Genomic DNA, 21,768 nt, shown 5'->3' on the forward strand with positions numbered 1-21,768 from the left:
GACTCGAACCAGGGACCCAATGATTAACAGTCATTTGCTCTACCGACTGAGCTATCGCGGAACTGAACTTCGGTACATCTTTACGGCTTCGAAGTCTGTGTTAGCTTCGATCTCTTTGGCTATCCGCTTTCGCGTTGTCGCTGCTGAGGCCGGCTATTCTACATTCTTCGTTTTGCTTGTCAACCACTTTTTTTCATTCAACTTACTGATTTCTAAGTTGTTTTGCGGTCACCGATGTTGCTGGTGATTCGCTTAGTGCCTGACAACGCGGCGTATATTAGGGGCACTCTAATTTCTGTGCAAGCGTTTTTTTCAAAAATTTCAGCAAGTTATGGAAAAAACTGGCGAGGCCCCGATTTTGCTGGGTTTGGCCGGGGCTGTTCGCCGGCAAGCCGCCCCCCACAGGGTTCCCCGTGGGCTGCCGAAACGCTGCGGCCTTAAAAAAGCCCCGCAGGTGCGGGGCTAGTTTTTGCAGCGAAGGGATCAGGCGAACACGATTTCTTCGCCTTCCACCTTGGCAGTGATCGCCGAACCCGGCATGAATTTGCCGGCCAGGATCATTTGCGCCAGCGGGTTCTCGATCCAGCGCTGGATCGCCCGCTTCAGCGGCCGGGCGCCATACACCGGGTCGTAACCCACCGCGATCAGCTTGTCCAACGCCTCCGGGCTCAGGCTCAAGGCCAGCTCGCGCTCGCTCAGGCGGCTGCGCAGGCGGCCAAGCTGGATCTCGGTGATGCCGGCGATCTGCTCGCGGCCCAAGGGCTCGAACACCACCACTTCGTCGATCCGGTTGACGAACTCCGGACGGAAGTGCGCACCCACCGCATCCATCACTGCCGCACGCTGCGCTTCGCGATCACCGGCCAGCTCCTGGATCTGCGCCGAGCCCAGGTTGGAGGTCATCACGATCACCGTGTTGCGGAAGTCCACCGTACGGCCGTGGCTGTCGGTCAGGCGGCCATCCTCGAGCACCTGCAGCAGCACGTTGAACACATCCGGGTGGGCTTTCTCCACTTCATCCAGCAGCACCACCGAGTAAGGCTTGCGCCGTACCGCTTCGGTCAGGTAACCGCCCTCTTCATAACCTACATAGCCTGGTGGGGCGCCGATCAGGCGAGCCACGGAGTGTTTCTCCATGAACTCGGACATGTCGATCCGCACCATAGCCTCTTCGGTGTCGAACAGGAATTCGGCCAGGGCCTTGCACAGCTCGGTCTTGCCCACACCGGTCGGGCCGAGGAACATGAACGAACCACTTGGCCGGTTCGGGTCGGAGAGGCCCGCACGCGAACGGCGTACGGCGTTGGCTACAGCGGTCACCGCCTCGTGCTGGCCGATCACGCGCTGGTGCAGCAGGTCTTCCATTTTCAGCAGTTTTTCGCGCTCGCCTTCCAGCATCTTGGCCACCGGGATGCCGGTCCACTTGGACACTACTTCGGCAATCTCTTCCTCGGTCACCTTGTTGCGCAGCAGCTGGTTTTCGGTCTTGCCATGCTGGTCGACCATCTGCAGGCTGCGCTCCAGGTCCGGGATAACCCCGTACTGCAGTTCGGCCATGCGGTTCAGGTCGCCTTTGCGACGGGCCGCTTCCAGCTCCTGGCGGGCTTGCTCGATCTTTTGCTGGATCTGCGCCGAGCCCTGCACTTCTGCCTTCTCGGACGCCCAGATTTCTTCCAGGTCGGAATACTCACGCTCCAGGCGCTCGATTTCCTCGGTCAGCTTCTCCAGGCGCTTCTTGGCTGCTTCGTCTTCTTCTTTCTTCAGCGCCTGGGATTCCACCTTCAGCTGGATCAGGCGACGGTCGAGGCGGTCGAGTACTTCCGGCTTGGAGTCGATCTCCATGCGGATACGGCTGGCCGCTTCGTCGATCAGGTCGATGGCCTTGTCCGGCAGCTGGCGGTCGGTGATGTAGCGGTGGCTGAGCTTGGCCGCAGCAATGATCGCGCCGTCGGTGATGGCCACCTTGTGGTGCACTTCATAGCGCTCTTTGAGGCCACGCAGGATGGCGATGGTGTCTTCCTCGCTCGGCTCCTCCACCAGTACCTTCTGGAAGCGTCGCTCCAGGGCGGCGTCCTTCTCGATGAACTGGCGGTATTCGTTGAGCGTGGTGGCACCGACGCAATGCAGTTCACCACGGGCCAGCGCCGGCTTGAGCATGTTGCCGGCGTCCATGGCGCCTTCGCCTTTACCGGCACCGACCATGGTGTGCAGCTCGTCGATGAACAGGATGATCTGGCCTTCCTGCTTGGACAGCTCGTTGAGCAACGACTTGAGGCGCTCTTCGAACTCACCGCGGTACTTGGCACCGGCGATCAGCGCGCCCATGTCCAGCGCCAGCAGGCGCTTGCCCTTGAGGCCGTCCGGCACTTCACCGTTGATGATGCGCTGGGCCAGGCCTTCGGCGATGGCCGTCTTGCCCACGCCGGGTTCGCCGATCAGCACGGGGTTGTTCTTGGTACGGCGCTGCAGCACCTGCACGGTGCGGCGGATCTCGTCGTCACGGCCGATGACCGGGTCCAGCTTGCCCTCTTCGGCACGCTTGGTCAGGTCGACGGTGTACTTGTCCAGCGCCTGGCGCGACTCTTCGGCATTGGCGTCGTTCACCGCCGCGCCGCCGCGCAGGTTGTTGATGGCGTTTTCCAGGGCCTTCTTGCTCACGCCTTGGCTAAGCAGCAGCTTGCCGAGCTTGCTGTTCTCATCCATGGCGGCGAGCAGCACCAGCTCGCTGGAAATGAACTGGTCGCCCTTCTGCTGGGCCAGGCGGTCGGCCTGGTTGAGCAGGCGCGCCAAGTCCTGCGACATGTTCACATCGCCGGTGGGGTTCTGGATTTTCGGCAGCTGGTCGAGTTCTTTTACCAGTGCCTGGCGCAGGTTGTTGATGTCGAAGCCGACCTGCATGAGCAGTGGCTTGATCGAACCACCTTGCTGCTCGATCAACGCCTGCAACAGGTGCAGGGGTTCGATGGCAGGGTGGTCCATGCCAACGGCCAGGGACTGGGCATCGGATATCGCTAATTGAAGCTTGCTGGTCAAACGGTCTATTCGCATGGGGATACCTTCCTGTAAGGGCAGGTCGGAGCGATGGACAGCGCCTTTGATGAAGAAACCTGCCTGAGATGACCTTATAGATAAGGGTGATTCTGGAAGTTTCAAGCGTAGCGGGGTTGACTAAAGTCAGCTTTATGGATTAGCGGTGCCCCAATCGCCGGCAAGCCGGCTCCCACAGGAGTGCGCAAACTTCAAGAAAGGTGGGTACTTGTGGGAGCCGGCTTGCCGGCGATGAGGCCGGGCCTGTCAGCGAGGATCTAGCCAGACCAAAGAAGCAAACCGCCCACCCTGCGGGGTGCGGCGATAGGAGAAAAACCGCTCATCGCTGACGGTGCAAAAACCACCGCCATAAACAGCTGTCACACCGCGCGCCGCCAGGCGAATGCGCGCCAGCGCATAGATGTCTGCCATCAGCTTGCCCGGCCGCTCACCCTCGACAAAGGCCTTGGCAGCCTCCGGGTGCACGGCGGTGAACGCATCCCGCACTTCCAGGCCCACTTCGAATGCCTGCGGGCCGATGGCAGGCCCCAACCACACCAGCACCTCTTCAGGCGGCAATGCCAGGCGCTCCAGCGTGGCTTCCAGCACGCCACCGGCCAGCCCGCGCCAGCCCGCATGTGCGGCAGCCACACGGGTGCCCGCGCGGTCGCAGAACAGCACGGGCAGGCAGTCGGCAGTCATTACGGTGCAGGCAATGCCTGGCTGGTCGGTCCAGCTGGCGTCGGCTTCGGCGACCACCGATGGGTCGGCATCTGCCACGATCACGCCATGCACCTGCTTGAGCCAGGCGGGCTGAATGGCAAATTCGTCGCTCAGGCGGCGGCGGTTCTCGGCGACCGCAAGCGGGTCGTCGCCCACGTGGTCACCGAGGTTGAAGGATGCATAGGGCGGCAGGCTAATGCCACCCTCACGGGTGGTGACACAGGCGCAAACCGAGGCCGGAGCCGGCCAGTCGGGGAACAGCAGCGCCTGCGTCAGGCCACTCATCCGATAAACGCCTCGCGGTCCTGGTTCAGCAGCGACAGCAACCAGACGAAGTCATCCGGCAGTTCCGACGCCCACTCCATGCGCTCACCGGTAGTGGGGTGGTCCAGCGCCAGGAAGCGTGCGTGCAGGGCCTGGCGCGGGAAGGTCTTGACCGCCTCGACCATGGTCGGGCTGGCTGCCGGCGGGATGCGGAAGCGGCCGCCGTAGGTCTGGTCACCGACCAGCGGGAAACCGACATGGGCCATGTGCACACGGATCTGGTGAGTACGGCCGGTTTCCAGCTTGACCCGCACGTGGGTGTGCGAACGGAAGCGCTTGAGCACACGGTAGTGGCTGACCGCCGGCTTGCCGCCTTCGGTCACCGCCATGCGCTGGCGTGCGCCACCGTGACGGCCGATCGGGGCGTTGATCTTGCCGCCGGCAGTTACCACGCCGATCACGATGCACTCGTAGATCCGGCTGACCGTACGGCTCTGCAGCTGCTCGACCAGCTTGGTCTGCGCCTGCAGGGTCTTGGCCACGACCATCAGGCCGGTGGTGTCTTTGTCCAGGCGATGGACAATGCCAGCGCGCGGTACGTTGACGATATCCGGCACATGGTGCAGCAAGGCGTTGAGCAATGTGCCACTGGCATGCCCGGCAGCCGGGTGCACGACCAGCCCGGCCGGCTTGTTGATCACCATGATCTGGTCGTCTTCGTAGACGATGTCCAGCTCGATGTCTTCGGCGATCCACTCGCCCTGGGCCTCTTGCTCGGCCTCAAGTGCAAGCATGGAGCCACCATGGACGGTGTCTCGAGGGCGCACGACGGCACCATCGACCGTCAGGCGGCCCTCTTTGATCCACGAAGTAAGCCGCGAACGCGAGTACTCGGCGAACAATTGGGCGGCGACCTGGTCGAGGCGTTGACCGCCCAGTTCGGACGGTACCTCTGCGCTAAGTTGAATGATCTCGGACATGCTCGATTCGGCGGGCGCACAGCCTTTGGTTTCGGCTGCGAGCTTGTGGTTAAATACGGCTTCTTTTGTCCCGGGGTTGGCCGGGGCGCTCATCATAACAGGACGGCACCGCCCAAGACAGCGGCCGTCAAAGGGACGCAAGCCGCTATGCAAGTGAAACACCTGCTGCTGATCGCCATCCTCGGGCTTACCGCGGCCTGTTCCTCTAATAAAGAGGTCATTGACGAGAACCTCAGCGAGGCCGAGCTGTATCAGCAGGCCCAGGCTGATCTGGACAACTCCAGCTACAACAGCGCCGTGAACAAGCTCAAGGCCCTGGAGTCGCGCTACCCGTTCGGCCGTTACGCCGACCAGGCGCAGCTCGAGCTGATCTACGCCAACTACAAGAATTCCGAGCCCGAGGCTGCCAAGTCGGCTGCCGAGCGCTTCATCCGCCTGCACCCGCAGCACCCGAACGTCGACTACGCCTACTACCTCAAGGGCCTGACCTCGTTCGACCAGGACCGCGGCCTGGTGGCGCGCTTCCTGCCGCTGGACATGACCAAGCGTGACCCGGGTGCCGCCCGCGACTCGTACAACGAATTCGCCCAGCTGACCAGCCGCTTCCCCAACAGCCGCTACGCCCCGGACGCCAAGCAGCGCATGATCTACCTGCGCAACCTGCTGGCGTCTTATGAAATCCACGTGGCCGACTACTACCTGAGCCGCCAGGCTTACGTGGCCGCCGCCAACCGTGGCCGCTACGTGGTGGAAAACTTCCAGGAAACCCCATCGGTCGGCGACGGCCTGGCCGTGATGGTCGAGGCATACCAGAAGATGCACCTGGACGACCTGGCCGCCACCAGCCTGGAAACCCTCAAGCTCAACTACCCTGACCACCCGAGCCTGGCCGATGGTGAGTTCCAGCCCAAGCAGACCGAGTCTGACGGCCGCGGCTGGCTGTCCAAGGCCACCCTGGGCCTGATCGAGACCGACGCGCCACTGCCACCGGGTGAAACCCGCGCCAACCAGGACGTGGTCCGCCAGTTCCAGGATGCCCGCGCCGAGATGCCGCAGGACTTGCTGCCCAAAGATGAAGACGGCGACCCGATCCTGCCGGAAGGGCCGAAAGAAGCCGAAAAAGACCGCTCTTGGTTCAGCTACATGACCTTTGGTCTGTTCGACTGATTCAACGGGGTGCGAGAAAGGGAGACTGAGGTCTCCCTTTTTTATTGGCCTCGTCCTAGACTGTCGCCTCAATCAATAGACAAGCTGGACACCATGGTTCGCCTACTTTTCTGGATCGCCCTGATCGCCGCCGCGTTCTGGCTGTGGCGCAAATTCAAGATCAGCCAGCAGTCGCCGTCCGAGCCGAAACTCGACGACCCGCTGAAGATGGTGCGCTGCGCCCACTGCGGCGTGCACCTGCCCAATGACCGGGCGCTGCAGCAGGGCAGTCAGTGGTATTGCAGCCAGGCGCACCTTCAGCAAGGGCCTGGCCAGCAGGACTGAGCCAGTACCGCACGGGCCCAATCGCCGGCAAGCCGACTCCCACGCTGTACCTTGTGGGAGCAACTGTCTTGCCGGCGATTGGGCCGCTAAGCGGCCCCAGCGATTTCAGCCAAGACGCCCGGCCGGGGCATAAGGCGCCGGGTCAATGATCGGCTCCACCCCTGTCAGCAAATCAGTAAACAACTGACACGAAGCTGGCGCCAGCACCAACCCATTGCGGTAATGCCCACAGTTCAACCACAACCCGTCATGCCCCGGCACTCGGCCGATATACGGAATGCCTTCAGGCGAACCTGGCCGCAGCCCTGCCCAGTGCGCCACCACCGTGGCATCCGCAAGCTCCGGCAACAACTCTGCCGCTGAAGCCTTGAGGCTCGCCAGTGCATCCTCGGTCGGGGTCTTGTCGTACCCGGCATGCTCCAGCGTGCTGCCCACCAAAATGTGCCCGTCACGGCGCGGAATCGCATAGCGTCCCTTGGCCAGCACCATGCTCGGCAAGAAGTCTTCGGCGCACTTGAACAGGATCATCTGGCCTTTCACCGGTTCCACCGGCAGCTCAATGCCTAGCGTGCGCAGCAGGTCGCCGCTCCAGGCGCCAGCGCTGAGCACGACATCATCAGCCTGCAGCACGCCGTCTGCGGTCTGCACGCCAGTCACGCGCTCACCGTCCTGAACAAAGCCGGTGATCTGGCAGTGCTCGCGCAAGGTCACGTTGGGCATTGCCCGCAGCGCAGCCTTCAGTGCCTTGACCAGCCGCGGGTTGCGCACATTGGCCACGCCTGCCATGTAGATGGCGCGCTTGAAGCCTGGGCCCAGTACGGGGACCGCGTCATAGGCCGCCGAAATATCCACAGGGCTGAGCGGCCGCCGCTCGCGTTCTGCCCAGGCCAGCGCCTCGGCTTCATCGTCCAGGTCGAGCCAGTACAAGCCGGTGGTGTGGACTTGCGGATCAATACCGGTGCTGGAGAACAGATGCTCACCCAGCTGTGGATAAAAGTCCTGCGACCAGTGCGCCAGGGCAGTGACTGCCTGGCTGTAGCGCCAAGGGTAAAGCGGCGAGACGATACCGCCGCCCGCCCAGGACGATTCACGCCCGACCTCGGCCTGGTCACATACCACTACCTGGCCGACCTTCGCCGCCAGGTTGAACGCCGTCAGCAGGCCGATCACCCCGCCGCCGACCACCACTACTTGCTTGTTCATCTGTCGATCCAACACCTGAAGTAAAACCGCGATGCACGGGCATCATTCAACCTTCAGCTCCCCCAGCAGCGCTCAATAGCCCCGGTGCCATCCGGGTTGCTCTGTACACCGGCCTGGTCGAGCTGGAAATCACCGCAGCGATCGTCCGCCATCAAACCATGCGGCAGCCGCCGTGCACGCAGCGTGAAGGTATCGCTGCAGCGTTCGGCATGCAGGCTGTAATGGCGGTTGCCAGCGGGCAATGCCGGTTCGCCCTCGGCGTACTGGCCGGTGCGTACACGGTGGTGTTCCAGGCGCAGGGCAGCGTCATGCAGCAGGCCAACCACTTCGCTGCGTGCGGCTCGCCTGAGCTGGTCGCTGTAACTGGGGTAGGCAATGGCAGCCAGAATGCCGGTGACCGCCACGACAATCAACAACTCGATCAGGCTCAGGCCTTGCTGCATGTCAGTATTCCCTCAGTCTCTGCCGCCAGAGAATCCGCTGCGGCGCCTGTGTTTGAGCCGCTGGCATGGCATACACCGCCTCCAGCACTTGCCTGGCCGCGAGTTGCCGGCTGACTGCGGTCACCCGGTAAAGCATGACGGGTTCATCCCTCGGCCTATGCGCGGCCCGGGTAGTTAGGCCAAGGTTCTGCAACTGGAAGTAACCGCTCTCGCTGGCTTGCCATTGCCCCAGCAAGTCATGCGCGCGCGGGGGTGGCAGGCACGCTTGGCACAACCCAGGCGGCGCGCGCTGCAGTTCGGCCTCTGCGACCAGCAGCGTGGCTTCGGCCTGATCGAATGCCTGCAAACCCTCGCCCAGGTAGCCGGCCATGCGCGTTTCCAACAGGGCATCGCGCAACGCCGAAGCCGCCAGCAGGCCAAGCAAAAGGCTGAGGACCAGCGCCAGCAGCAGTACCATGCCACGCTGGCGCTTCATGGCCTGGCAACCGGGTTGCGGATCGCCACACTCATGTCGTAACGCTGCTCGATGCCCAGACCAGGATCGAACAAGGTCAGTTGCACATCCACCCGCTGCCCTTCGGCGGTGTCGACAGGTTCAACGCGCATTTCGCGCACGTGGTCGACCAAGGGCTGAGAGCTGTTGCGCCGCATGAACCTCAGTGTGCTGCCGCGAAGTTGGTAGTGGTGCCGGCTGATGGGAAATGCCAAGGGCAAACCGGGGCTTTGAGCACGCCCCGCGTGCACTTCGGCCTCGCTGATACAATCGGTGTGCAAGGTCCAGTCCGGAGCCCCGGGGTACCCAGGCGGCTCTGCCACTATCAGGCTCAGGCTTGCCGGGCCAACCTGCAAAGGCCGCGCAAACGCTTCTCGCGCAGATGGGTCCCTGAAGTCGCCAGGCTCAAGGCGCAGGCAACCGAACATGCCGGCCATACGGATATCCTGGGCCATACGCAACAATGCCAGACGGGCGTCCGCCTGCATGCGCAACGCAGCAGATTGAAGGAGTGAGCTCTGGTGGGCCGAGATGAAAAGCTGGCTGGCGGCAGTCAGCAGCATCAGGCCGATGGCAAGCGCAAGCATTGCCTCGACCAGGCCGAAACCACCCTGCTCACGCTTCATGGCCGCGGCACCGTCAGCTTGCCAGCGGCCTTGCCCCGTTCAAGCAGCGTATGGGCGCCCAGCGCATCCTGCATATCACGACGCGCACTGTCAGTGGCCTGCAATGCCTGCAGCTGCAACGCTGCGGCAGCGAACATGCCCAGTGCCACCACCGCTACGGCCAACAGTACCTCCAGAAGCGTCATGCCCCGTTGTTTCGTGTGCATCCCTGCACCTCCTGCGATCTTTCCCGCAATTGCCTTGCACCTCGCCGACTGGACCTCTTGCCCAACGACCGTGAAGCTACAGCCAAGCACTTCCAGGGAGGAATGCACGGTGAAGCAACAGGGCGTAACACTGATACAAATGATGTTCGGGCTGGCTATGGCGGCGCTGCTGACGCAGCTTGGCATGCCGGCCTACGCGAAATTGAGCGATGACCTGCACAGGGCAGCAGCAGCCCGCGACCTGGCCCAGGCGCTGCGTAGCGCACGCAGCCACGCGGCCCTGCAGGGCCAGGCGGTAGTGGTGCAGTCTTTGGACAATGATTGGGGCAAGGGCTGGCGCGTGCTGTTGGAACATAACCAGCAGTTGCTGCGCGAGTACCGACTGGCTCGGCCCCAGCGGGTGAAAGCCAATATCGGGAGCCAGGTGAAATTCAGCGCACTGGGTGTGCCATTGGGGAAGAGCAACAACTTGTCAGGGGGGCGGCTGGAGGTCTGTGAGCGCTCGTCTGCAACCAGCCGGCACCGTGTTGTGCTGGCGACCAGCGGTAGGGTCAGCCTGCGCACTGATGAACTGAAAAAGTCCCTGTGCGCAGGCCGCTGATCAGATCAGCGAACGAACCCGCAGCTCTTTGGGCATGGAGAACGTGATGTTCTCCGGGCGCCCGTCAAGCTCTTCGGCGCCCGTGGCACCCCAGGCCTTGAGCTGGTCGATCACGCCACGCACCAGCACTTCGGGGGCCGAAGCGCCAGCAGTGATACCAATCCGCGCAGCCTGGTCGAACCAGCCGCGTTGCATGTCCTCGGCGCCATCGATCAGGTAGGCCGGGGTACCCATGCGCTCGGCCAGCTCACGCAGGCGGTTGGAGTTGGAACTGTTGGGGCTGCCCACCACCAGTACCACATCACACTCACCGGCCAGTTGCTTGACGGCGTCCTGGCGGTTCTGGGTGGCGTAGCAGATGTCGTCTTTGCGCGGGCCGCCGATGTTCGGGAAGCGCGTACGCAGGGCATCGATGACACGGCTGGTGTCGTCCATCGACAGCGTGGTCTGGGTGACGAACGCCAGGTTGTCCGGGTCGCGCACCTGCAGCCGGGCAACATCCTCCTCGTCTTCGACCAGGTAGATGGCACCGCCGTTGCTGGCGTCGTATTGCCCCATGGTGCCTTCGACTTCCGGGTGCCCTTCGTGGCCGATCAGGATGCACTCACGGCCGTCACGGCTGTATTTGGCGACCTCGATATGCACCTTGGTCACCAGCGGGCAGGTGGCGTCGAACACTTTCAGGCCGCGGCCGGCGGCTTCCTGGCGCACGGCCTGGGAAACACCATGGGCGCTGAAAATGACGATGACGTCGTCCGGTACCTGATCCAGTTCTTCGACGAAGATGGCGCCACGGCTGCGCAGGTCTTCCACCACGAACTTGTTGTGCACCACTTCATGGCGCACATAGATCGGCGGGCCGAAGACTTCCAGCGCACGGTTGACGATCTCGATCGCCCGGTCGACCCCTGCGCAGAAACCGCGAGGGTTGGCGAGTTTGATTTGCATGCTCGGCTCCAGGCTTACAGGGCCTTCACCTCGAGGATCTCCACCTCGAAGGTAAGGGTCTTGCCTGCCAGTGGGTGATTGAAGTCGATGGTCACCTGGTTGTCATCGAACGCTTTGACCACACCGGGTAATTCGGTGTTGGCGGCATCGTTGAAGATGATCAGCAGCCCTTCGGACAATTCCATGCCCTCGAACTGGGACCGTGGCATGACCTGTACGTTCTGCGGGTTAGGCTGGCCGAAGGCATTCTCCGGGGCAACCACGACCGTGCGCTTGTCACCGGCCTTGAAGCCGAACAGCGCGGCCTCGAAACCCGGCAGCAGGTTGCCATCGCCGACCTTGAAGGTGGCTGGAGCCTTGTCGAACGTGCTGTCGACGGTATCGCCGTTTTCCAGGTGCAGCGCGAAGTGCAGGGTAACTTCGGTGTTCTGGCCGATACGGGTGTCAGTCATGGACCGGATCCTCGGACTTCTTGCTCTTGAACATATCCAGCGCCAGCATCACCGCACCAACGGTGATGGCGCTGTCGGCCACATTGAAGGCCGGGAAGTGATGAACGTTCTTCCAGTGCACCAGGATGAAATCCACCACATGGCCCAGCACGATGCGGTCGTACAGGTTGCCCAGGGCTCCGCCGAGCACCAGCGCCAGCGCCACGGCCAGCCAGGTCTCGTTGCGCCCCAGGCGCTTGAGCCAGACCACCAGCACGGCGCTGACCACCACGGCGATCAGGGCGAACAGCCAGCGCTGCCAGCCGGAGCTGTCGGCCAGGAAGCTGAACGCCGCGCCGGTGTTGTAGGCCAGGGTCCAGCTGAAGTAGTCAGGGATGACCACGATCTGCTGGTACATGCTCAGGGCGTTGTTGAAATACAGCTTGGTGGCCTGGTCAACGACCAGGACCAGCAGGCTGAGCCAGAGCCATGCAAGGCGCCCGAAGCGCCCCGCTGCAGGGTTAGGCATAGTGGCGCACCTCACCGGAACCGCTCAGGTTGTCGACGCAACGGCTGCAGATTTCCGGGTGCTCCGGATGGCTGCCGACGTCGGCGCGGAAGTGCCAGCAGCGGCCGCACTTGGCGTGGCCAGACTTGACCACTTTCAGCTTGAGGCCTTCGACTTCGGTGGCCACGGCATCGGCCGGCGCCTGGGCGAACGGCACCACGCTGGCAGCGGAGGTGATGAGTACGAAGCGCAGCTCATCGCCCAGCTTGCTCAGGTCGGCGCTGAGGCCCTCTTCGGCGAACAGGGTGACTTCGGCCTGCAGGTTGCCGCCGATGACCTTGGCGGTACGCTGGTTTTCCAGCTCCTTGTTGACCGCAGCCTTGACCGCCATCACGCGGTCCCAGTAGGCGCGATCCAGCTCGGTGCCTTCCGGCAGCTCGCTCAGGCCCTGGTACCAGCCGTTGAGCATGACCGACTCGTTGCGTTCGCCCGGCAGGTACTGCCAGATTTCATCGGCAGTGAAGGCCAGGATCGGCGCGATCCAACGCACCAGCGCTTCGCTGATGTGGTACAGCGCGGTCTGGCAGGAACGACGGGCGACACTGTTGGCGCCAGTGGTGTACTGGCGGTCCTTGATGATGTCGAGGTAGAAGCCGCCCAGCTCCTGCACGCAGAAGTTGTGGATCTTCGAGTAGACGTTCCAGAAGCGGTACTCGCTGTAGTGCTCTTCCAGCTCGCGTTGCAGCAGCAGGGTACGGTCCACTGCCCAGCGGTCCAGGGCCAGCATGTCCTCTGGGGCCAGCAGGTCGCGGGCCGGGTCGAAGCCGGACAGGTTGGAGAGCAGGAAGCGGGCGGTGTTGCGGATACGGCGGTAGGCGTCGGCGCTGCGCTGCAGGATCTGCTCGGAAACGGCCATCTCACCCGAATAGTCGGTGGCCGATACCCACAGGCGCAGGATGTCGGCACCCAGGGTGTTGTTGACCTTTTCCGGTTCGATGGTGTTACCCAGCGACTTGGACATCTTGCGGCCGCTTTCGTCCACGGTGAAACCGTGGGTCAGCAGTTCGCGGTACGGCGCGTGGTTGTCGATGGCGCAACCGGTCAGCAACGAGGAATGGAACCAGCCGCGGTGCTGGTCGGAGCCTTCCAGGTACAGGTCCGCACGCGGGCCGGTGGCGTGGCCGATGTCGTGCGAGCCGCGCAGTACGTGCCAGTGGGTGGTGCCGGAGTCGAACCACACGTCCAGAGTGTCGGTGATCTTGTCGTACTGGCCGGCTTCGTCACCGAGCAGTTCGGCGGCGTCCAGCTTGAACCAGGCCTCGATGCCTTCCTGTTCGACGCGCTTGGCCACGGCTTCCATCAGCTCGACGGTGCGCGGGTGCAGTTCGCCGGTCTGCTTGTGCAGGAAGAACGGGATCGGCACACCCCAGTTGCGCTGACGCGAGATGCACCAGTCCGGGCGGTTGGCGATCATCGAGTGCAGGCGCGCCTGGCCCCAGGCCGGGACGAACTGGGTGTCTTCGATGGCTTTGAGCGCACGCTCACGCAGCGGCTCGCCAGTGCTTGGCTGCTTGTCCATGCCGACGAACCACTGCGCGGTAGCGCGGTAGATCAGCGGGGTCTTGTGGCGCCAGCAGTGCATGTAGCTGTGGCTGATGGTTTCGGTGTGCATCAGCGCACCGACTTCGCTCAGCTTTTCGACGATGGCCGGGTTGGCCTTCCAGATGAACTGGCCGCCAAAGAACTCCAGCGACTCGACATACACACCGTTGCTCTGCACCGGCGTGAGGATATCGTCGTTGACCATGCCGTAGCGCTTGCAGGTAACAAAGTCGTCTTCACCGTAGGCCGGCGCGGAGTGGACCACACCGGTACCTGCGCCCAGCTCGACGTAGTCGGCCAGGTAGACAGGCGACAGGCGGTCGTAGAAGGGGTGACTGAAATTGACCAGCTCCAGGGCCGAGCCTTGGGCGGTGGCGATGACCGAGCCTTCCAGGTTGTAGCGCGTGAGGCACGACTCGACCAGTTCTTCGGCCAGCACCAGCAGACGCTCGCCGGTATCGACCAGAGCGTACTTGAACTCCGGGTGGATGTTCAGCGCCTGGTTGGCGGGGATGGTCCACGGGGTGGTGGTCCAGATCACGATGGCAGCGGGCTTGGCCAGCGCCGGCAGGCCGAACGCGGCAGCCAGTTTGTCAGCGTCGGCGACCGGGAAGGCCACATCGATGGTCTGCGACTTCTTGTCGGCGTACTCGACCTCGGCTTCTGCGAGCGCGGAGCCGCAATCGAAGCACCAGTTCACAGGCTTGAGGCCCTTGAACACGAAGCCCTGCTTGACCATTTCGGCCAGGGCACGGATTTCACCGGCCTCGTTGGCGAAGTTCATGGTCTTGTAAGGGTTGTCCCAGTCACCCAGCACACCCAGGCGGATGAACTCGGTCTTCTGCCCTTCGATCTGCTCGGCAGCATATTCGCGGCACAGCTCACGTGTGCGGTCGGCCGTCAGGTGCTTGCCATGGGTGACTTCGACCTTGTGCTCGATCGGCAGGCCGTGGCAGTCCCAACCCGGTACGTAAGGCGCATCGAAGCCCGACAACGTCTTGGAGCGGACGATCATGTCCTTGAGAATCTTGTTCAGCGCATGACCGATGTGAATCTTGCCGTTGGCATAGGGCGGGCCGTCGTGCAGGACGAACTTCGGACGATCCTTGCCAATTTCGCGCAGCTTCTGGTACAGGCCAATGCTGTCCCAGCGCTGCAGGATCTGCGGTTCGCGCTGAGGCAGGCCGGCCTTCATGGGGAAGGCGGTGTCCGGAAGGTTTAGCGTGGCTTTGTAGTCGGTCATTTCAGGCTCTTGGTTAGCGGTTGAGCGTGCCAATGTGCACGTGCGGCGGCGATATCCGCATCGATCGCCGACTTCAGCGCCTCCAGGGAGGCGAATCGCTGCTCTTCACGCAGCTTGTGGTGGAATTCCACCGTCAGGCGCCGGCCATACAGATCGCCGGCATAATCCAGTAGATGAATTTCAAGGTGCGGGCGGCCGTCGCCGGCCACGGTGGGGCGCACCCCGATGTTGCCGACACCCGGCCAGGCCTTGCCGTCGATTTCGATGCTGGCCAGGTAGACCCCGGACAACGGTACGCGACGGCGCTTGAGCTGGATGTTGGCGGTGGGCGTGCCGAGCTGGCGGGCCAGCTTCTGGCCGTGCAATACGCGCCCGGTAATGCTGTAGGGGCGGCCCAGCAAGTGCTCGGCGAGCTCGAAGTTGCCTGCGGACAGCGCCTGGCGCACCTCGGTGCTGCTGACCCGCAAACCGTCCTGGATCACCGTGTTGGCGGCCTCGACGGTGAAACCGTACTGCTTGCCGGCTTCGATCAGGAAGGTGAAATCGCCAGCGCGGTCGCAGCCAAAGCGGAAGTCGTCGCCCACTTCAAGGTGGCGCACGCCCAGGCCATCGACCAGGATCGCCTCGACGAATTCATCGGCGCTCAGGTTGCTCAGGCGCTGGTTGAACGCCAGGCACAAGACCCTATCGATACCTTCGCCAGCCAGCAGCTCGACCTTGTCACGCAGGCGCGCCAGGCGGGCCGGCGCAGTGTCCGGAGCGAAGTACTCGCGCGGCTGCGGCTCGAAGATCACCACGCACGTAGGCAGGCCAAGTGCCTGGCCGCGCTCGCGCAGACGCGCCAGGATTGCCTGGTGGCCGCGGTGAACCCCGTCGAAGTTGCCAATGGTGGCGACACAGCCCCGGTGCTCGGGGCGCAGGTTGTGAAGACCTCGAACCAGCTGCATAACGCGCTTCTTGCTCATAAAGTGGCCGATTATAACCACACCCGGGCGCTGGTGACAGGCAGCAGCGCCCGGGTGCAGCGTGGAAAACGAAAAACCGACGCCTGACCCGCCTTCCAGCTCAGTGCAGGGCCTTGCGGGCGAAGTGCCGGGGCCTGAAGCCGCACAGGTAAAGGCAACCGAAATAGGTCACGATACCGGCCGCGATCAACGCCCCAAGGCGCACGAAACGCTCGAACATGTTGCCTTGCTCCCACGCCGGCAGGTAGTGCATGCCCACCAGCAGTACGGCCACCATCAGCGCTACTGCCAGCACCAGCTTGAGCAGGAACAGCGTCCAGCCCGGCTGCGGCTGGAACAGCTGCTGGCTGCGCAGCTTCCAGAACAGCAGGCCCGCATTCAGGCAGGCACCCAGGCTGATCGCCAAGGCCAGGCCGGCGTGCTGCAGTGGGCCGACAAGGGCCAGGTTGAACAGCTGAGTGCAGATGAGGGTGAAGATCGCGATCCGCACGGGCGTACGAATATTCTGCTGCGCATAGAAGCCCGGTGCCAGTACCTTGACCAGAATGATCGCCAACAGGCCTACCGAATAGGCGATCAGTGCCTGCTGGGTCATCGCCGCATCGAAGGCGCTGAACTTGCCGTACTGAAACAATGCAACGGTCAGCGGCTCGGCGAGTATCGCCAGGGCCAGTGTGCAGGGCAGCACCAGCAGGAAGCACAGGCGCAGGCCCCAGTCGAGGATCCGCGAATACTCCTCGCGGTCCTTGTTGGCGTAGGTCTTGGCCAACGTCGGCAGCAGGATGGTACCCAGGGCAACGCCAAGCACGCCCGAGGGCAACTCCATCAGACGGTCGGCGTAGTACATCCAGGACACCGAGCCGGCCACCAGGAAAGAGGCGAAGATGGTGTTGATGATCAGCGAAATCTGGCTGACCGAAACGCCGAGAATGGCCGGCAACATCTGTTTGAGCACGCGCCACACGCCGGTGTCACGCAGGTTCAGGCGCGGCAGCACGAGCATGCCGATTTTTTTCAGCGCTGGCAGCTGGTACAGCAACTGCGCCAGGCCACCGGCCAGTACGCCCCAGGCCAGTGCCATGATGGGCGGGTCGAAATACGGCGTGAGCAGCAGGGCGAAGATGATCATCGCCACGTTGAGCAGGGTCGGCGTGAAGGCCGGGACCGAAAAACGGTTCCAGGTATTGAGGATCGCACCGGCCAAGGACGACAGTGAGATCAGCAATATATAAGGAAAGGTCACCCGCAGCAGGTCGGTGGTCAGCTGGTATTTCTCGGCATCGTCCGCAAAACCGGGCGCGGTGGCCCAGACCACCCAGGGTGCCGCAAGCACGCCAATCACCGTGACCAGGGCCAGGACCAGCGTCAGCAGGCCGCTGATATAGGCGATGAAAGTGCGCGTCGCCTCCTCGCCCTGCTGGGTCTTGTATTCGGCAAGGATCGGCACGAACGCTTGGGAAAAGGCCCCCTCGGCAAAAATCCGCCGCAGCAGGTTGGGCAACTTGAAGGCGATGAAAAAGGCGTCGGTAGCGATGCCGGCGCCGAAAACACGGGCCAGGATGGTGTCACGCACGAACCCCAGCACCCGGGAAATCATGGTGATGGAGCTGACTGCAGCCAGGGATTTGAGCAGGTTCATCGAAAAGATTCACGCCAAGGGCAGAGGACGCTGCCAGACAGCGTCCGAATGTGCGATACTCCCGCGCCTTCGCAGGGGAGCCAAAAATTCCCGAGTTTACAGGTCGTGCAGCAGAAAGGAATATTTCCCTCCTGTTGGTACACCGCTCGGCGGAACCCTGCAGGTGGCCTTGACATCCGGTCAACTGATCGGCATGATTCGCGGCCTATTTTGTTTGCTATTTACCTAAAGTCTTTCGAGGAGCTCGACGGTGGCCAACACACCTTCCGCCAAGAAACGTGCAAAACAGGCTGAGAAGCGTCGCAGCCACAACGCCAGCCTGCGTTCCATGGTCCGCACCTACATCAAGAATGTAGTCAAAGCCATCGACGCAAAAGACGCCGAAAAAGCGCAAGCCGCTTACGTTCTGGCTGTACCTGTAATCGACCGTATGGCCGACAAGGGTATCATCCACAAGAACAAAGCTGCTCGCCACAAAGGCCGTCTGAATGGCCACATCAAGGCGCTGAAAGAAGCTGCAGCTGCCTAAGCGACGCTTGTCGAAAAACCGACCCTAGGGTCGGTTTTTTATTGCCTGCGATTTGATGATGCTTGTGTTGCCAGTAACGGCCTCATCGCCGGCAAGCCGGGCCCTGCAGAAGCGAAAGGGCCGCATAGCGGCCCCTGCATTACTTGGCGATCTGAATCTTCGGTGCCCACTGCAGCCAGGCGTCCTCAGGCTTGTCGAACAAGGCAAAGGTCTGCTGCGGCCGCGCCGGGTTACCCATCTGCTCGCCATCAGGCGTGGCGAATGCAATACCACCGTCGATGAGGGTCTCCAGCGACTCGGTACGCACAGTGGCGCCCTTGAACAAGCCCCAGTCGAAACCGAAACCGCTGCTGTTCCAGAACCGGCTGCCACCGCGCACCAGCGCGGCATAGCGTGGCTCGATCAGGATGTGAATCAGCACGCGGTCTGCCGTCTGGCCCAACTCGAAGCCCGTTACCTTACCCACCGCGACCTCACGGTAGGTCACCGGCACGCCCGGCTTGATCGACCCCCTGCGCGGGGCGCTGAGGGTCAATGGCAGGCCGACTTCCACCCCGGTGACCTCAGGCGCGTCAGCCAAGGCTATGAAATCACGCTGCGGGCCTTTGTCCTTAACAGCGGGCTGCACTTCCAGGTACTGGCCGCCAATCAGGGTATCGAGGTTTTCTGTACGCACCAAGCCAAGGGCCGGCTTGACCACCCAGAACTGCGTCCCTGCACGGGCGATGCGGTCTGCCGCTTCGGTGATACGCGCGCGCAACAACACAGCCTGCAGGTCTTTGGTCAGGTCGACACTTTCGACACTACCAACATCCAGGCCACGGAAACGGATGGGCGTTCCCGGCTTGAGGCCATCTGCACGGTCTACACGGATGGTTATCAGCGTGCCGGCACGGTTTACCGCCTCCTGGCTGTCGTGCAGCCGGAACCTTGGAATATGGCGCTTGAGGGCTACGTTCGGCGTTGGCGTGTCGAAGGCGATGCCACCGGCCATCAGGGTCTGCAGCGACTCACTCTTTATCTTGATGCCCGACAGGCCACCGGTGAGGGTAATGCCGCTGACGTTCCAGAAACGCGAAGAGCCATTGACCAGGTTCTCGTACTCCTTTTCGATGTGCACACCGATCAGGATGCGATTGCTGTTGCGGGCGAACTGGTAGCTCTGCACGCTACCAACCTTGACCTGGCGATACATCACCGGGCTACCGACCTCCAACGAGCCCAGCGTATCGGCGAACAGCACCATGTGCAGGCCAGGCGCCTTGAGGTCCAGCGGCGGTGCCTTGGCCCTTGCTTCGAACTCGCGCTGCGGCGTGGCCCCCTTCTCACCCGGGCGAATGGCAATGTAGTTACCCTTCACCAAGGCCTCCAGGCCTGTGATACCCGCCAGAGAAATGGAAGGTTTGACCACCCAGAACTGCGTGCCATCGACCAGATAGTCTTCGGTCAGGGGGTCCAGGGTCAGCTCAGCCATGGCGCTGCCAAGGTTGTTTTCCATCTTCAGGGCTTTCAGCGAACCGACTTGAATGCCTTTGTACATGACCGGGGTGCGCCCCGCCTGCAGTCCCTCATAGTCGCTCAGCTTGACCTTCACACGGATACCCGCCTGGGCGGCATCGAAATCTTCGTACAAGCGGAATGGCAGGCTCGGGTCGGTGGGCGGGCTATCCTTGCGGTATTCCGGTGTAGCAAAGGCGATACCACCGGCAACGATGCTGGAGAGGGATTCGCTGCGTACTTTTACCCCGGACAGCCCGGCATCGATGCTGATGCCGCTGGCATTCCAGAAGCGCGTGTGTTTGCGCACCAGGCTGGCATAAGCCGGCTCGATGAACACTTTGACCTCAACCGTGCTCTGATCCTCGGAAAGGCGATAGCTCTTTACCCGGCCAACCTGGATCTGCTTGTAGAACACCGGGCTGTCGCGATTGAGGGAGCCCAAGCGATCGGCCTTGAGCGTAAGGTGCAGGCCCGGCTCGCTGTCCGAAAGCGGTGGCGCCACCTTCAATGCCTTGAAGCGCTTGGTTCGCTCACCCTCGCCAGGGCTGACGGCAATGTAATTACCTGACACCAATGTCTCGAGACCGGAGATACCCGCCAGCGTGACACTGGGCTTGACCAGCCAGAACCGTGTCCCTTTGGTAAGGTGAGGCTCTGCGTCTTTGTTCATCTCGATAGTGGCAATGACACCTTGGTTTTCGCCCTCGGCATCGAGCACCAGGCTTTTTACCTTGCCCACGGGCATGCCTTTGTAGATGACTTCGGTTTTGTTGGCGACGATGCCCTCACCGCTCTCGAAACGAACCTCGATTTCCACACCCGCATCACGGTAGGCCTGCCAGGCCAGCCACCCTCCAATCATCAAAGCGATCAGCGGCAGAATCCAGATGGCCGACCAGTTGGAGGCGGGCCGGGTTTTAGCCGTTGGCATGTCACTCATGGTCGTCATCCGACTCCGTGTTATCCCAAATCAGTCGGGGATCGAAAGTTAAAGCAGCGAGCATCGTGAGAATCACCACAGTAGCGAAGGCGACAGCGCCCAGGTTGGCTTCGACACTGGCGATACGGCCGAAATTCACCACCGCCACCAAGATGGCGATGACGAAGATGTCCAGCATGGACCAGCGTCCTATGAACTCGATGAACCGATACATCAAGATGCGTTGCCGCGCTGACAAGGGTTGGCGGCGCTGCACCGAATACAACAACAAACCGATGCCCACCAGTTTGAAGGTGGGCACCAGAATACTGGCAATGAACACCACTGCGGCAATGGGCAACATGCCATGCTTGAGCAGGGTAATGACGCCGGACATGATCGTGTCCGGGCTGCCCTGCCCCAATGTACTGACAGTCATGATCGGCAGCACGTTGGCAGGTATGTACAGGATCGAGGCAGCGATGAGTAGCGCCCAGGTACGGACGATACTGTTGGGCCGACGTGCATGCACAATCGCGCCACAGCGCGTGCAGGTCTGCGACTTGCTCTCGGAATCCTGTCGATTCAGTTCATGACACTCATTGCAGACCATAATGCCCGCATCAATCGCCCGCATGCAGATTCTCCCCTGACAGCGCACTCCAGATCTGGTGTGGAGACATCACCACTTCAAGCCAAACCTGAATCAGCAACAGGCTTATGAAGCAAAACAACCCTAGCCCTACGGTCAGCTCGGCAAGGTCGACCAGCTTCACGATTGCGACCAATACGCCCATGAAGTAGACCTCGAGCATGCCCCAGTCACGCAAATGATGATAAATGCGATAGAACAACAGCCCGTAGCTACGCCCGACGTTCAGGCGGATGCTCAATAGCACCAGGAGCTGGCACATCAGCTTGAGAAACGGAACCGCCATGCTGCACAGGAACACCACGACAGCGACACCGCGCATTTCGGAGTTGTACAAGCCCAGCACGCCACTCCACACCGTATCGTCTGAAGTCTGGCCAAGCAGGTGCAGCTGCATGATTGGCAGAAAGTTGGCAGGCACGAAGAGCAGTAGCGCGGTCAGCACCAGTGCCAGGCTGCGATTGACCACATTGTGCCGGTGAGCGTATAGCTCATAACCACAGCGGGGGCACTGCGCCTTTTCATCGTGTTGCAGTTGGGGCTTGCGCATCAGCAGGTCGCATTCATGGCACGCGACCAGCTCGTCCAGCGGCAACTGCTCTAGCGCTTGGGTTTCGACTGGGTTGGGCATCTCGAGGTTCTGAATAGGTACGTCGGCTCTATTCTAGTGATACAGCTCGAAATGTGGGAGCCGACTTTCGGGAAACGGAGCTGGAAAGACAAAACCCCTACCTGCTTGCGCAGATAGGGGTTTTGCGAAATGAATCTTGACGAT

Annotated in this window: 21 protein-coding genes; 4 read left to right on the forward strand and 17 right to left on the reverse strand. The window is 62.1% G+C overall.

Going from position 1 to position 21,768, the window contains the following annotated elements; translation table 11 throughout:
• Window positions 1-483: 483 nt before the first annotated feature.
• The 3 genes from clpB to rluD form a co-directional block, all read right to left on the reverse strand.
• Window positions 484-3,048, reverse strand: a complete 2,565-nt coding sequence (gene clpB / locus BLX42_RS00590) for an ATP-dependent chaperone ClpB (protein WP_046784643.1) — start codon at window positions 3,046-3,048, stop codon at window positions 484-486.
• A 246-nt stretch (window positions 3,049-3,294) separates the two neighbouring features.
• Entirely contained in the window at window positions 3,295-4,035 is a 741-nt protein-coding gene (pgeF, locus tag BLX42_RS00595; protein WP_161870935.1) for a peptidoglycan editing factor PgeF, read from the reverse strand.
• The gene (gene rluD / locus BLX42_RS00600; protein ID WP_039602973.1) at window positions 4,032-4,994 is read right to left on the reverse strand and encodes a 23S rRNA pseudouridine(1911/1915/1917) synthase RluD; all 963 of its coding nucleotides are present in this window, start codon (window positions 4,992-4,994) and stop codon (window positions 4,032-4,034) included. The genes pgeF and rluD overlap by 4 nt, the downstream gene beginning before the upstream one ends.
• A gap of 147 nt (window positions 4,995-5,141) precedes the next feature.
• Here rluD and BLX42_RS00605 point away from each other — a divergent pair, with 147 nt between their 5' ends.
• Together BLX42_RS00605 and BLX42_RS00610 are read left to right on the forward strand one after the other, a co-directional pair.
• Complete coding sequence (locus BLX42_RS00605; protein WP_125923360.1) at window positions 5,142-6,161, forward strand: outer membrane protein assembly factor BamD; 1,020 nt, start codon at window positions 5,142-5,144, stop codon at window positions 6,159-6,161.
• A 93-nt stretch (window positions 6,162-6,254) separates the two neighbouring features.
• Window positions 6,255-6,485: a PP0621 family protein gene (locus tag BLX42_RS00610; protein ID WP_012316350.1), complete on the forward strand. Its 231-nt coding sequence runs from the start codon at window positions 6,255-6,257 to the stop codon at window positions 6,483-6,485.
• Between the two features lie 105 nt (window positions 6,486-6,590).
• Here BLX42_RS00610 and thiO read toward each other — a convergent pair whose 3' ends face one another.
• From thiO to BLX42_RS00635, 5 genes are read right to left on the reverse strand one after another with little or no spacing between them, the layout of a single operon-like run.
• Window positions 6,591-7,688, reverse strand: coding sequence for a glycine oxidase ThiO (gene thiO / locus BLX42_RS00615; RefSeq protein ID WP_161870936.1), 1,098 nt, complete (start codon window positions 7,686-7,688; stop codon window positions 6,591-6,593).
• Between the two features lie 53 nt (window positions 7,689-7,741).
• On the reverse strand, window positions 7,742-8,131 hold the full coding sequence (locus BLX42_RS00620) for a type IV pilin protein (protein WP_161870937.1): 390 nt from the start codon (window positions 8,129-8,131) through the stop codon (window positions 7,742-7,744).
• Window position 8,132: 1 nt separating this feature from the next.
• Complete coding sequence (locus BLX42_RS00625; protein ID WP_161870938.1) at window positions 8,133-8,606, reverse strand: hypothetical protein; 474 nt, start codon at window positions 8,604-8,606, stop codon at window positions 8,133-8,135.
• The gene (locus BLX42_RS00630) at window positions 8,603-9,250 is read right to left on the reverse strand and encodes a PilW family protein (protein WP_125923358.1); all 648 of its coding nucleotides are present in this window, start codon (window positions 9,248-9,250) and stop codon (window positions 8,603-8,605) included. Before BLX42_RS00630 ends, BLX42_RS00625 begins: the two co-directional genes overlap by 4 nt.
• Window positions 9,247-9,456: a prepilin-type N-terminal cleavage/methylation domain-containing protein gene (locus tag BLX42_RS00635; RefSeq protein ID WP_046784650.1), complete on the reverse strand. Its 210-nt coding sequence runs from the start codon at window positions 9,454-9,456 to the stop codon at window positions 9,247-9,249. Before BLX42_RS00635 ends, BLX42_RS00630 begins: the two co-directional genes overlap by 4 nt.
• A gap of 109 nt (window positions 9,457-9,565) precedes the next feature.
• On the opposite strand from BLX42_RS00635, the gene BLX42_RS00640 reads away from it, so the two are divergent.
• Window positions 9,566-10,057 (forward strand): GspH/FimT family protein, encoded by a 492-nt coding sequence (locus BLX42_RS00640; RefSeq protein ID WP_046784651.1) that lies wholly within the window; start codon window positions 9,566-9,568, stop codon window positions 10,055-10,057.
• On the opposite strand, the gene ispH is transcribed toward BLX42_RS00640, so the two are convergent.
• The 6 genes from ispH to murJ form a co-directional block, all read right to left on the reverse strand.
• Window positions 10,058-11,005 (reverse strand): 4-hydroxy-3-methylbut-2-enyl diphosphate reductase, encoded by a 948-nt coding sequence (gene ispH, locus BLX42_RS00645; protein WP_012316357.1) that lies wholly within the window; start codon window positions 11,003-11,005, stop codon window positions 10,058-10,060.
• Window positions 11,006-11,019: 14 nt separating this feature from the next.
• The gene (fkpB, locus tag BLX42_RS00650) at window positions 11,020-11,457 is read right to left on the reverse strand and encodes an FKBP-type peptidyl-prolyl cis-trans isomerase (RefSeq protein ID WP_012316358.1); all 438 of its coding nucleotides are present in this window, start codon (window positions 11,455-11,457) and stop codon (window positions 11,020-11,022) included.
• A complete protein-coding gene (gene lspA / locus BLX42_RS00655) occupies window positions 11,450-11,965 on the reverse strand; it encodes a signal peptidase II (protein ID WP_012316359.1) in 516 nt (171 codons plus the stop codon). The genes fkpB and lspA overlap by 8 nt, the downstream gene beginning before the upstream one ends.
• A complete protein-coding gene (gene ileS / locus BLX42_RS00660; RefSeq protein ID WP_161870939.1) occupies window positions 11,958-14,789 on the reverse strand; it encodes an isoleucine--tRNA ligase in 2,832 nt (943 codons plus the stop codon). Before ileS ends, lspA begins: the two co-directional genes overlap by 8 nt.
• Complete coding sequence (gene ribF / locus BLX42_RS00665; protein WP_046784653.1) at window positions 14,786-15,736, reverse strand: bifunctional riboflavin kinase/FAD synthetase; 951 nt, start codon at window positions 15,734-15,736, stop codon at window positions 14,786-14,788. Before ribF ends, ileS begins: the two co-directional genes overlap by 4 nt.
• A 118-nt stretch (window positions 15,737-15,854) precedes the next feature.
• Window positions 15,855-17,393 (reverse strand): murein biosynthesis integral membrane protein MurJ, encoded by a 1,539-nt coding sequence (gene murJ, locus BLX42_RS00670; RefSeq protein ID WP_046784654.1) that lies wholly within the window; start codon window positions 17,391-17,393, stop codon window positions 15,855-15,857.
• A 250-nt stretch (window positions 17,394-17,643) separates the two neighbouring features.
• Here murJ and rpsT point away from each other — a divergent pair, with 250 nt between their 5' ends.
• A complete protein-coding gene (rpsT, locus tag BLX42_RS00675) occupies window positions 17,644-17,922 on the forward strand; it encodes a 30S ribosomal protein S20 (RefSeq protein ID WP_003247625.1) in 279 nt (92 codons plus the stop codon).
• Between the two features lie 139 nt (window positions 17,923-18,061).
• On the opposite strand, the gene BLX42_RS00680 is transcribed toward rpsT, so the two are convergent.
• Genes BLX42_RS00680 through BLX42_RS00690 form a run of 3 tightly spaced genes read right to left on the reverse strand, consistent with a single transcriptional unit; the run spans window position 18,062 to window position 21,624 of the window.
• On the reverse strand, window positions 18,062-20,362 hold the full coding sequence (locus tag BLX42_RS00680) for a PqiB family protein (RefSeq protein WP_046784655.1): 2,301 nt from the start codon (window positions 20,360-20,362) through the stop codon (window positions 18,062-18,064).
• Window positions 20,355-20,978, reverse strand: coding sequence for a paraquat-inducible protein A (locus BLX42_RS00685; RefSeq protein ID WP_046784656.1), 624 nt, complete (start codon window positions 20,976-20,978; stop codon window positions 20,355-20,357). Before BLX42_RS00685 ends, BLX42_RS00680 begins: the two co-directional genes overlap by 8 nt.
• Window positions 20,965-21,624, reverse strand: a complete 660-nt coding sequence (locus tag BLX42_RS00690) for a paraquat-inducible protein A (RefSeq protein WP_161870940.1) — start codon at window positions 21,622-21,624, stop codon at window positions 20,965-20,967. The genes BLX42_RS00685 and BLX42_RS00690 overlap by 14 nt, the downstream gene beginning before the upstream one ends.
• Window positions 21,625-21,768: the final 144 nt, after the last annotated feature.

The sequence above is a fragment of the Pseudomonas sp. SG-MS2 genome (genome assembly GCF_009933855.1).
GTDB classification, from domain to species: domain Bacteria; phylum Pseudomonadota; class Gammaproteobacteria; order Pseudomonadales; family Pseudomonadaceae; genus Aquipseudomonas; species Aquipseudomonas putida_E.